General features: G+C 34.6%; 10 protein-coding genes, 1 tRNA gene and 1 pseudogene. 5 read left to right on the top strand and 7 right to left on the bottom strand.

Annotation, left to right across the window (positions count from 1 at the left end; genetic code table 11):
• Positions 1-216 precede the first annotated feature (216 nt).
• The 4 genes from ONI09_RS05670 to ONI09_RS05655 all read right to left on the bottom strand — a co-directional run bounded on the left by ONI09_RS05670 (position 217) and on the right by ONI09_RS05655 (position 3,342).
• Positions 217-975 (bottom strand): cell division protein FtsQ/DivIB, encoded by a 759-nt coding sequence (locus tag ONI09_RS05670; RefSeq protein ID WP_265013924.1) that lies wholly within the window; start codon positions 973-975, stop codon positions 217-219.
• Entirely contained in the window at positions 956-1,909 is a 954-nt protein-coding gene (locus tag ONI09_RS05665) for a D-alanine--D-alanine ligase (RefSeq protein ID WP_265013923.1), read from the bottom strand. Before ONI09_RS05665 ends, ONI09_RS05670 begins: the two co-directional genes overlap by 20 nt.
• A gap of 79 nt (positions 1,910-1,988) precedes the next feature.
• Positions 1,989-2,774 (bottom strand): hypothetical protein, encoded by a 786-nt coding sequence (locus tag ONI09_RS05660; RefSeq protein WP_265013922.1) that lies wholly within the window; start codon positions 2,772-2,774, stop codon positions 1,989-1,991.
• 193 nt (positions 2,775-2,967) lie between these two features.
• Positions 2,968-3,342 (bottom strand): ferredoxin family protein, encoded by a 375-nt coding sequence (locus ONI09_RS05655; RefSeq protein ID WP_077188509.1) that lies wholly within the window; start codon positions 3,340-3,342, stop codon positions 2,968-2,970.
• A gap of 61 nt (positions 3,343-3,403) precedes the next feature.
• Here ONI09_RS05655 and dprA point away from each other — a divergent pair, with 61 nt between their 5' ends.
• The gene (gene dprA, locus ONI09_RS05650; protein WP_265013921.1) at positions 3,404-4,492 is read left to right on the top strand and encodes a DNA-processing protein DprA; all 1,089 of its coding nucleotides are present in this window, start codon (positions 3,404-3,406) and stop codon (positions 4,490-4,492) included.
• A gap of 74 nt (positions 4,493-4,566) precedes the next feature.
• Here the strand turns inward: dprA and ONI09_RS05645 are convergent, their stop codons facing one another.
• Positions 4,567-5,295 (bottom strand): triosephosphate isomerase, encoded by a 729-nt coding sequence (locus tag ONI09_RS05645; protein WP_265013920.1) that lies wholly within the window; start codon positions 5,293-5,295, stop codon positions 4,567-4,569.
• A 22-nt stretch (positions 5,296-5,317) separates the two neighbouring features.
• Positions 5,318-5,390: transfer RNA gene (locus ONI09_RS05640), tRNA-Thr, on the bottom strand.
• 77 nt (positions 5,391-5,467) lie between these two features.
• On the opposite strand from ONI09_RS05640, the gene rsmA reads away from it, so the two are divergent.
• From rsmA to secD, 4 genes and pseudogenes are all read left to right on the top strand, one after another.
• On the top strand, positions 5,468-6,286 hold the full coding sequence (gene rsmA / locus ONI09_RS05635; protein ID WP_265014443.1) for a 16S rRNA (adenine(1518)-N(6)/adenine(1519)-N(6))-dimethyltransferase RsmA: 819 nt from the start codon (positions 5,468-5,470) through the stop codon (positions 6,284-6,286).
• Between the two features lie 31 nt (positions 6,287-6,317).
• Positions 6,318-7,811 (top strand): IMP dehydrogenase, encoded by a 1,494-nt coding sequence (gene guaB / locus ONI09_RS05630; RefSeq protein WP_265013919.1) that lies wholly within the window; start codon positions 6,318-6,320, stop codon positions 7,809-7,811.
• Positions 7,812-7,874: 63 nt separating this feature from the next.
• Positions 7,875-8,856, top strand: a pseudogene (locus ONI09_RS07135) (IS3 family transposase).
• A gap of 164 nt (positions 8,857-9,020) precedes the next feature.
• Positions 9,021-10,529, top strand: a complete 1,509-nt coding sequence (secD, locus tag ONI09_RS05610; protein WP_265013918.1) for a protein translocase subunit SecD — start codon at positions 9,021-9,023, stop codon at positions 10,527-10,529.
• Here secD and ONI09_RS05605 read toward each other — a convergent pair.
• Positions 10,526-11,311, bottom strand: a complete 786-nt coding sequence (locus tag ONI09_RS05605; RefSeq protein WP_006280349.1) for an enoyl-ACP reductase FabI — start codon at positions 11,309-11,311, stop codon at positions 10,526-10,528. The two genes, secD and ONI09_RS05605, sit on opposite strands and share 4 nt — an antisense overlap.
• Positions 11,312-11,411: the final 100 nt, after the last annotated feature.

The raw sequence follows: 11,411 nt of genomic DNA, 5'->3' as shown, positions 1-11,411 counted from the left end.
TTTTTTTTCGTTTGGTAAATTTCTTAAATATTTATAGCTAAACGACAACCGTCATCCCGCTACGTGTTAGCGGGATCTATGTTAAGGTATGGCGGTTAAATAAGGGATCTATGTTAAGAGATACCGCGAATGAATCGCGGTATGACGGTTCGCGGCGGGATTCCAGTGTCTGGGCACTGGGATGACAGGAAAAGGGGCTACTTGGATTACAGCAGATCACCTCTTCACAAAGATTTTATCAGTAATACGCATATCAATAATACTCCAATCGCTGAAAGTAAAATCAGTTGTATTGTGTAAGTGGTTTAAATAGTCCCATGCACTATAAGGGTTATCTTCAGGCAGTTTTACTGTGGAATCGTTATCAAGTATGATATTCCATCTTCTATTCCCTATATAAGCAAAAGAAGAAATGTGGTCTCTTAATTGAGTTTTACTCTCCAACACATCTCTAACAAATTCTAGGTTTGATAACGAGTTTTGTCCTATAATTACAACAAGATCATCTACTAGATAGTCATCTACGATCACTTTACCTTCAAAATCAATTACCGAGGTTTTGTTATTATCTTTCCAGAGAGCAAACGGTTTATGCTCATCTATATTAATGTGTAGAGTATTGGGCAAAATTCTGTGAACTCTTACGTGTTTTATCCATCTGCTTACGGATTGTATGTTACCGGCAAGTTTTGAAAGTGATATATACAGGATAGGTTGCGTTCTATCTGTCAAACTTAGAATATCCTTTTTGTTTGTAAATTTATTGCCGCTCACGACTACTTCGTCGATTGAAAATCCACTACTGAGTAATAAACTAGATAGGCAGTCATTATACCAAGTAAAGTAGTAATTAAATCGATTTATTATTTTATCAAGTGAGCTGTAAAGTATTAGCGTAAGAAAAAGTGCTGTGATAATAACCAAGGCACACTTACGCAAAAAACTCCTTTGGCTTCTAGTAATACTGCTCAACATGACTTAAATCCCTAATATTTTTGTGCTGCAAACTATCTTCAATAATAATTTTAACTAATTCATTAAAATTGATTCCTTTTGCCAATTTTGCAATTTCTGGCACTAACGATAACTCAGTAAAGCCAGGATGTGTATTAATCTCAAGCATTTTTAAAGTGTTATTTTTGGGATTATAACGGAAATCTAAGCGGGAAATAGTTTTGCATCCTAAAAATTGATGAACTTTCAGTGCGTGTTCCAAGGTCATTTTATATATATTGTTAGGAATTTCAGCAGGAAATATATGTTCTGCAAATCCATCTGTATACTTTGCTTCATAATCATAGAATTTATTTTTTGGTCGTACTTCTATAGTGCCAATTGCTTCATCCAGCAATACAGCAGTATGTAACTCTATGCCCGGTATGTATTCTTCTACGATCATCTTTTCCATTATAGTAGAACTATTATCTTTCAGTTCTAAGTAATCCTCGTGCGAGAAAATTATGTACACTCCAATACTTGAACCTTCATTAATTGGTTTTAAGACGTACGGATAATCAATTTTAATATTATTTTTTAGTAGATCTTCTCGGCTAATTACATAACCTTTTGGAGTATCAATACTAAGGGACCGGAATATATGCTTTGACATTGCCTTGTTCATAGCAACAGCCGAAGCCATAACTCCTGAGTGTGTATATTTTATGCCTAAGATTTCCAATAAACCTTGAATGCAGCCATCTTCACCATAAGGTCCATGCAGAGCTATAAAAGCAAGACCCGGATTAATTTTTTTAAGCTTTTCAGCAATATTGCTGTCAACATCTATTTCTATTGCATTATATGAAAGGCTATCAAGCGCCTTCTTGACTGCTTTTCCGCTCATAAGCGATATTTCTCTCTCACAAGAAAATCCACCACTTAAAATTGCTATAGTTGGAATCATAAGCATTCTATGTTTTGCTATATAGCATACATAATGGTTACGTTAAGCTTATTAAATACCTACTTTGGCTAACTATAAACTTTCTTCAAGCACTTTTTTTATCCACTTCAAATAGCGTGCTCGGCAACGGTAGTGGCGTGTTTGCTGCACCTTTATACTGTTCACAGATAAGCTTTTCTAAATCCTCAGCAGATTGTTCTTTTGCTTCTTCTTTTTTCACTACTCCACTAGTTACTAAATCAATTAAGGCTGTAGTGTGTATTATCATTCGATTATTTAGCTCAAATATCTTTTTTGTATCAAGTGAAGAGTTTCTAATTAAGGCAGATAGTGCATGCATATATTTGTCTATATCAGAAAGACTTTTGCTTATATCATAGTTGCTAACTAACATATATTCCTTCAAACGCTCAATTTCTTCTGGAGTAAACTTGTAAACTTCATCAAGTTTCCTTATTAAAGATATAGTAAGTATTCTACTTAGAACTCTCAATTCTCTAATAAATTGTACTCCTTCTCCTTCAGGATAAGACATTTCTTCTTCTTTATATTTCTTAAATAATTCTTGATTATAAGACTTTCTGAGATCTGACGTCATTGCCAATGCTAACTCTTTTGAACCTAGCTTAAAAACTTCGTTGAAGCTGCTTGCGTTGGCATCTTGTGCACCGCCTGCAGTAATTCCACAACTCCAAGAAATCTTTTCAAACAAGCTATGATACTCTTTTATCATCTCTTCCAGCAATATTTTAATATCATCTTCGGTTAACTTTACTGTTGATAATAGATCACATGTTTTTTCAAGATTACCGTTCGCTTGAAAAAGTAACCCTTCAATCTTTTTAATGGTTTCTCTTGTATTTATACTCATAACTTACCCCCAAGATTTGATGCTAACAGCTAGTTTTATAATCAAATATTTCAAAAGTCAATAAGCCTTTTTCCTTAATCCTTAAATTAATCGATACTAATTTATCAGCATAACAACTTAGATAACGCAACTATTTTCAGCAACCAAAAACAATAACCCTAAAATACAAAAAGTTTCTTTTCCTTCAGCAGTATTATTCTAAATTTTCGTCAAAATAAGCTGTTTTATCCTTTTTTTCCTTATACTCTTCTGCAGTATAGAGAGGTTGCTTCTTAGCTGTGATATTTGGCCATTTTTGTGAGTATTCTACGTTTATGTTGTAAAATGATTTGAAGATTTTTTGTTCACTGTTCAGTAACTCTTCATCTAGTTCTAAAATATCTTTTATGGAATCATCAGTTACAATTGCATCTACTGGACACTCAGGTATGCACACTCCGCAATCAATACATTCATCTGGGTTAATCACGAGCATGTTTTTACCTTCATAGAAGCAGTCAACGGGACATACTTCCACACAGTCCGTATATTTACATTTTATGCATTTATCTGTAACAAAATGCGTCATAAAACACTGTATATTTGTATTATCTTGGGTACACTAAATTGATAAGAAATTCAAGTCTTTTATGAAGATAAATAAATTGAACAACAAAGAATTAGAAGTATGGTTAAGCTTGGCTAGAACTATAGGACCAATAAAGTTTTTTAGTATACTAAGAACACATGGATCGCTAGATGAGATGTTGAAATATCTCAATAGGGTGGCTAATAATAAGGTGTATGGCATTCAAGATGCACGAGAAGAAATCAATAATGCAGAAAGAATTGGAGCTAAAATTATACCCGCATGTGACCCAGATTACCCTGATCTTTTAAGAAATATCTCTAGTTGTCCTCCTGTAATAACTGCGCTTGGTGATATATCATCATTAAGCCGTGAGATAATTGCAATAATCGGTGGGCGTAACTCTTCAATAAATGGAAGAAATTTTGCCAATAAGTTGGCACTTAATTTAAGCGAAGCTGGTTTTATTATCGTTTCTGGACTTGCAAGAGGAATTGATACTGCAGCAAACAGTGTAATATACAAAGATCATCCCACTATTGCTGTTACAGCAAGCGGGATTGATGTGGTGTACCCAAAAGAGAATTTTGATCTATACAAAAAAATCACCGAGAATGGCGGATTAATAGTTACTGAGCTTCCATTTGCTACTAAACCAAAACCTCAATATTTCCCTCAAAGGAATCGAATTATATCTGGTCTATCGCTGGGTGTTGCAGTGATTGAAGCGTCGAAACATTCTGGCTCTCTAATAACAGCAGATTTTGCTTTAAATCAAGGGAGAGAGGTATTTGCAGTTTCTGGTTTCCCTTTAGATTCACGTTGTAGTGGTAGTAATTATTTAATTAAAAACGGTGCTAAGCTTATCGAGTCCGCTGATGACATAATAGAAAGTGTTAGGTTTAGTCTACCTCCGCAGCAAAAAAAACTATTTGATGTTGAGCACTATGCTGTTAACCAAAAACAAGAAAAATTACAACAGGCAAAATCTGTTATAGTTGATCATATTAACTCTGTACCTGTTGATATAGATGAACTTATATTAGCAAGCGGACTTTCTACCAACATAGCTCTAATGGCTCTTTTAGAACTAGAGTTGGAAAACAGAATAGAGCGTTCCCCGGGGAATAAAATATCGTTAATTTTCTAGATTACTTTAGCTATACTAGATGCTCGTACAGACATATGCTTGACACTGGAATGATGCCATTTGTTATAGGATTCTTAGTTGCTGATTTTAGAATTGATAAGAGAAAACTTTTTTTCAACTTGTTGTATAATTTTATAAAAGTGATCGAAATCTAAGCTTGCACTGCCAATTAAAACTCCTGATAAATTTGAGATACTGAGCAAATTTTCTATATTTTCTGAACTGACTGAACCACCATATATAATGTGTTTTTTACCAGTACACAATTTTATTACCTCTATCACCTCAGTAATTGCATCATTATTTGGCACATGACCTGTGCCTATTGCCCATATTGGCTCATATGCTACGGTATATTCACCGTGTGTTGGCAAGCGGTTTTTACATTGATATTCTATTACTTCTTTTGTTTTTTCATTCTTATAATCTTCTGAATTTTCACCTACACAGATAATTGGGTGTAAGCCTGATTCTATTGCTATTTCCGACTTAAGTTTTATTTCACTATCTTCTTCATTGGCCCTTTCAGAGTGCCCAAGTATTACGTAAGTACACCCTAGTTCTTTTAACATTTCTGCACTAATTTCACCTGTGTAAGAACCGAACTTTTTATAATGGCAATTCTGTGCTCCTATATTAATATTATTGTTCAACTCTATACTGCTTGGAAATGATGTAAAAGGAGGGCAAATTAATAATTTAGAGGCAATTTCGTTGCTCTTGTCGTTAAGTTTGCCTATAAAGTCAACAAATGAAGAACGCATTCCATTCATTTTCCAATTTGCTACTATTAAAAAGGACATCAACTTTACTTATTAGTGAGAGTGCCGGCTGTCGGACTTGAACTGACAACCTCCTGATTACAAGTCAGGTGCTCTACCAATTAAGCTAAGCCGGCATAAACACATTAATAATATACAATTATCAATGGATTTTAGTCAACTGATTTTTAAAATACTATATAATGAAAATAATATGAGAAAATTTTTACTGAAGCCAAAAAAGAGTCTAGGGCAAAATTTTATTTTATCGAGTGAGATAACAAAAAAAATCGTCGCTTTAGCTGGTAGTCTGGAAAATTTTAATGTCATTGAAATTGGTCCTGGATATGGTGCATTAACAAGAGAAATATTGGTGCATAATCCAAAGTCTCTACTTTCTATAGAAAAAGATAGAGATTTAGTAAAACACCATGACCAACTGCTAAATGAGCATCAAGGAAAGTATAGAATTATAGAAGCGGATGCACTGCATGTTACAGAAGAAGAGCTGATAGAGCGCCCAGTTAAAGTTATTGCTAACTTGCCTTACAATATCTCGGTAGTGTTATTTTTAAAGTGGTTAAATAATATAAAATTTTTTACGAACTTGACATTAATGTTTCAAAAAGAGGTAGCAGATCGCATTACGGCAAGACCCAATTCTAAAAATTATGGTTCCTTATCAGTGCTAAGCCAGTTGCTATGTGATATAAAAAAGGAATTTGATATTGAACCTAAAGAGTTTTTTCCAAGACCAAAAATACATTCTTCAGTAATTACAGTAAATCCTTTGCCTACCCCAAAGTTTGCAGTAAATTTGGAAACCTTAACAAGATTAACACGTGTCGTTTTTTCTCAAAGAAGAAAGATGCTGAGAAATAGCTTGCAAAATATAACGAACCACACTGAAACTGTCCTTGAAAAGGCTAAATTGAGTGGAAACGAACGTCCAGAAAACTTAACTATTGAGCAGTTTTGTTTGCTGGCAAATAATGTAGAATGCTTATTTTGCAAAAGCCCTATTGCAATTTAATTAATTGGCGTATAAGCTTTAAATAAAGCCTATGAAAAAAATGGAAGCTTGTTATTCGTTTGACGATATACTTCTTTTGCCAGCCTATTCTAATATATTGCCTTGCGATGCAGATACAAAAACTTATTTAACAAATAATATAGAACTAAATATCCCTCTCATATCCTCTGCAATGGATACTGTTACTGAATCGGGCTTTGCAATAGCTATTGCCCAACATGGAGGGATAGGTTGCATACATAAGAATTTATCAATAGATGAACAAGTTTTAGAAGTAAGAAGGGTGAAAAAATATGAAAGTTGGATCGTGTATAATCCAATCACGATTTCACCGAATAAAACAGTTGCGGAAGCAATTTCATTAATGAGAGAGCACAATTATTCTGGCATTCCTGTAGTCAATCAACGCAAGTTAGTTGGAATTTTAACTAACCGAGATGTGAGGTTTATTGAAGACCAGAACATGAATGTAAAAGTTTCCGAAGTGATGACAAAAGATAAGTTAGTGACAGTGCGGGAGCAGGGAGTGAATAGTGCCTCAGCAATGAAATTGTTGCATGAAAATAGAATAGAAAAGCTTTTGGTCGTAGATGAAAATTCTTGTTGTATAGGTTTAATTACGGTTAAAGACATTGAAAAATACAATAGATACCCAACTTCATGTAAAGACAGTAAAGGACGGCTCAGAGTTGCCGCTGCAATTGGCACTGGTAAAAAAGATGGTATAGAAAGATGTGAAGCTTTGATCGGAGAAGAAGTTGATGTAGTTGTTGTGGATACTGCTCACGGTCATTCCGAAAACGTTATCAATACCATTAGGGAAATAAAAAAGATGTATCCTAATACGCAATTAATTGGCGGAAACATTGCAACAAAGGAGGCTGCTGAAGCGTTGATTGATGCGGGTATTGATGCAGTGAAGGTCGGAATAGGACCAGGATCAATCTGTACAACCAGAATAGTTACAGGTGTTGGTGTGCCACAATTCTCTGCAATCAAGAATGTTGCAGAGGCGTGTAGAGCAAGAAACGTCAGACTAATTGCTGATGGTGGGGTAAAATACTCAGGAGATGTTGCAAAAGCTATTGCAGCTGGTGCTGACTCTGTGATGATTGGTTCGATTTTTGCTGGCACTGACGAAAGCCCAGGTGAGATTATCATGTATAAGGGCAGAGCATATAAAGGCTATCGAGGAATGGGATCTATTAGTGCAATGAAACGAGGTTCAGCTAGCCGTTATTTTCAAGATAAAGATTCAAAACTCAAATTAGTTCCACAAGGAGTGGAAGGAAGAGTTCCATTCAAAGGTCCAGCTTCAGGAGTAATCCATCAGTTGATTGGCGGATTGCAAGCTGCAATGGGGTATACTGGTAATAGGAATATAGAAGAGATGAAAAAAAATTGTAAATTTGTTACTATTACTGCATCAGGATTAAGAGAGAGTCACGCTCATGATATAGTCATTACACAAGAAGCTCCAAATTATGCTTATCAAGCGTCCAATTTGTCAACCGATTCGGAGTAGTCCAGAAAAAGTAGAGAGAAAGTTAAGACGTTTTTGGAGTAAAATAAAACGTTTTTTCAAAATATGACAAATAGAAGAGAATATACAGCAGAATTCAAATTAGAAGCTGTTAAGCTGGTTAAAGAAACAGGTCAAGCAAGTACAAAAATAGCAAAAGATCTAGGTATAGATGGCAGTATGTTAAGTAAGAAAATATGATGGAAAAATGTCTGGAGCATACGCATTTCCAGGCAAAGGCTCCTTATGACAAAGAAAGATTTGATCTAAAAAAAGAACTAACAAGAGAAAGAGACATTTTAAAAAAAGCCCTGGGCAAAGAAAAAGAGTAAAGTATTCTTTTATATAGAAATTGCTATAAAACACAGGAACTATGTAGGGTTTTGTACTGGTGGTATTGGTTGCTAAGGAAAAAAGCAGTAAAGAATTAGCAAAAGAAGTGCTTCTAGCAGATACTCAAAAAATACATCAAGCATTCTAAATGCAGATATGGAGCTCCTAAAATTCACGCTGAATTAAAAGCTTTAGGCAAAAATTAAAACAGTACAAAGTGTTATGCAAGAAAATGGCATTAAAACCAAGCTTAGACGAAGGTTCAAAAATAAAAAACAGCAAATAAGCAACCGAGTTGTGGCTCCGAACACATTGGATCAAAATTTTACTACTGATCAGCCAAATAAAGTTTGGGATTACCTACATAAAAACTAAAGAAGGTTGTTGGCGGCAATAATTGACCTATATTCACGCATGGTGGTTAATGAGTAACATGATAATTAGTTATAGATTCTTTATTGATGGCCGTTGATAAACGCAAACCCGATAAAAATCTGCTGTTACATAGCGATCAAGGGTCACAGCATACCTCTCAAAATTACCAATTTCTATTGAATACAAAAAACATCATTTCCAGCATGAGCCATAAGGGCTGTTGTTACGATAACTCTGTTGCAGAAAAGTTCACTTAAAAGGGAGCTGCTTATTGATACTTCTCGCTCAACAAACCAGAACTGCCATATTTGAATACATAGAAATCTTTTATAACAAATAACGTAGACATTCTACTATTAACTATTGCATTCCTGCACAATTTATTCTCATGATAAAAACGTCTTAACTTTCCCTCTACTTTTTCTGGGTAAGGTCAAATAGAGAATTTTACAAAAATCTATTTTTAACTTACAATCAATTATTACAATTTTAAACCTACAACTTATGTACAACAGACTTATAGTCAAATCTTTTTCAGTATTATGCATCTGTTTATTTGCTTTATACATAACACTGCCAAATTTCTTTGATAATAAGCTTTTTATTTCGAAAAAAAGAATAAACTTAGGCCTTGACCTGAAAGGAGGGGCATCTTTGCTTTTAAACATAGACTTAGACTTCTATTTTAAGGAAAAGCTAAGCATGCTAGCTAACGAAATAAAAGAGACATTGCTAACAAAAAATATTGAATCTAACGTACAAAATAGCGTTATAACTTTAAATAATATTGATGATTATAAAAAAGCATCTGTGTTGATTAATGCGATAAATCCAAATTTAGAGCTAAATAGAAAAGATTCTTCGATTCTCATTTCGTATAAACCCCATTATAAAAATTCTTTGATCAGTGAAGTAGCTGCAGAATCAATAAACAATGTCCAGCGCCGTTTGGACAAACTTGGCACAAAGGAAGTCAGCGTTCAAAAACAAGGGCAGAATAAAATATTAGTGCAGGTGCCTGGAGTAGAAGATACCAAGCAGATAAAATCTCTGCTTGGCAAAACTGCTAAGCTAGCTTTTCATTTGGCAAACACTAACATAGCCAAGGTGCAGGATATAGACCATGAAACCACTGTCATGCTCAAGGATTCTTTAGGTAATTCTTATCCAATATTCCGCAAAACTGAAATAGGTGGTGATTCGCTGGTTAACGCATCAGTTAGATTTGGTCACTTAGGTAAACCAACAGTGCATTTTAAATTTGACAGCATAGCGAGTAAAAGATTCGCAAAAATCACTAAAGAAAATGTGGGAAAACCTTTTGCAATTGTTCTGGATAACACAGTCTTAACAGTACCTACAATACGTGAGCCAATTTTAAATGGAGAGGGAGAAATTAGCGGTAATTTCACTGAAAAACAAGCAAGCGAACTTGCAATACTTTTAAAATCTGGAGCACTGCCAGCACCACTTAAAATAATTGAAGAAAAAAACATTGGCCCAAGTCTTGGAGAAGAATCAATAAAGGCAGCGGAAATGGCAGCAACAATCTCTATTATAGCCGTGGCTTTATTTATAATCATCACTTACGGCAAATTAGGTGTATTGGCCTCTGTTGCACTTTTTTCTAATGTAGTTCTTATATTATCAATTCTCACTCTGCTTGAAGCAACTCTAACTTTACCTGGAGTTGCCGGTATTGCACTTACTGTTGGTATGGCGGTGGATGCAAATGTTTTAATATTTGAGCGAATTCGTGAGGAAATCAAATCTGGCAAGAGAGTGGAACGTGCTATTGAAGAAGGGTTTAAAAACGCTATAAAGACAATACTGGATTCAAATATCACTACATTAATTGCTGCAGGAATAATGTTCATTATTGGCAGTGGAGCAATAAGAGGCTTTTCTGTCACTCTATCAATAGGAATTTTATGTTCGATGTTTTCTGCAATCACAGTCACAAAACTCCTGATAGAGTTGTGCATGAACCCGAAGGAACTAGTGCTTTGTTAGTCAACTACCTTCATTCCCACAACGTTATATCCTGAATCAACGTGCAAAATTTCTCCAGTAGTGCCACTACTTAAGTCGCTTAATAAGTATAACGCTGCCTTGCCAACATCCTCTATTGTAACATTGCGTCTGAGCGGAGAATTATTTCTATTCCATTCTGATATGGAGTGAAAATCGCTTATTCCAGAAGATGCTAAAGTTCTGATTGGACCAGCGGAAATTGCATTTACTCTGATATTTTGTGGCCCGAGATCACATGCTATATATTTTACACTTGCTTCAAGTGCCGCTTTACATAAACCCATAACGTTATAATTTGGCATAACTTTTTCAGCGCCATAATAAGATAAAGTAAGTAAACTACCACCATTTGACATCATTTTTTCAGCCCTTTGCGCTAAAGCAGTAAAAGAATAGCACGATATATGCATTGCATTGAGGAAGTTATCCAGTGAAGTATTGACATATTTACCATCTAACTCATTTTTATCGGAGAATGCTATTGCATGCACCAAAAAGTCAAGAGTACCCCATTTTTTCTCTATTATTTCGAAAGCGTTATCTATGATTTTTTCATTTGAAACGTCGCAGTGTAATATTAGCTCCACATTTAGTTCATCTGCTATTGGTGATAGTTTTTCTTTTATTATTTCATTCTGGTAGGTGATTGCAAGTTCTGCTCCGTGCTCTGAGAGAGTTTTTGCTATACCGTATGCTATTGATCTCTTATTTATTATTCCGGTTATTAATCCCTTTTTGCCTTGTAATAGACTTGTCGTCATAGAACTATCTGTTTTTTTATAATTTGGAATATTAACTAGGTAAAGTCAAGATATCACTATGTTTTAAAATATTTTTTGCAGTAACTTGAAGTCTATAAAC

The organism is Wolbachia endosymbiont of Drosophila pseudotakahashii, assembly GCF_026015925.1.
Taxonomy (GTDB): Bacteria; Pseudomonadota; Alphaproteobacteria; order Rickettsiales; family Anaplasmataceae; genus Wolbachia; species Wolbachia pipientis.
This window is presented reverse-complemented; position numbering and strand designations above follow the sequence as displayed.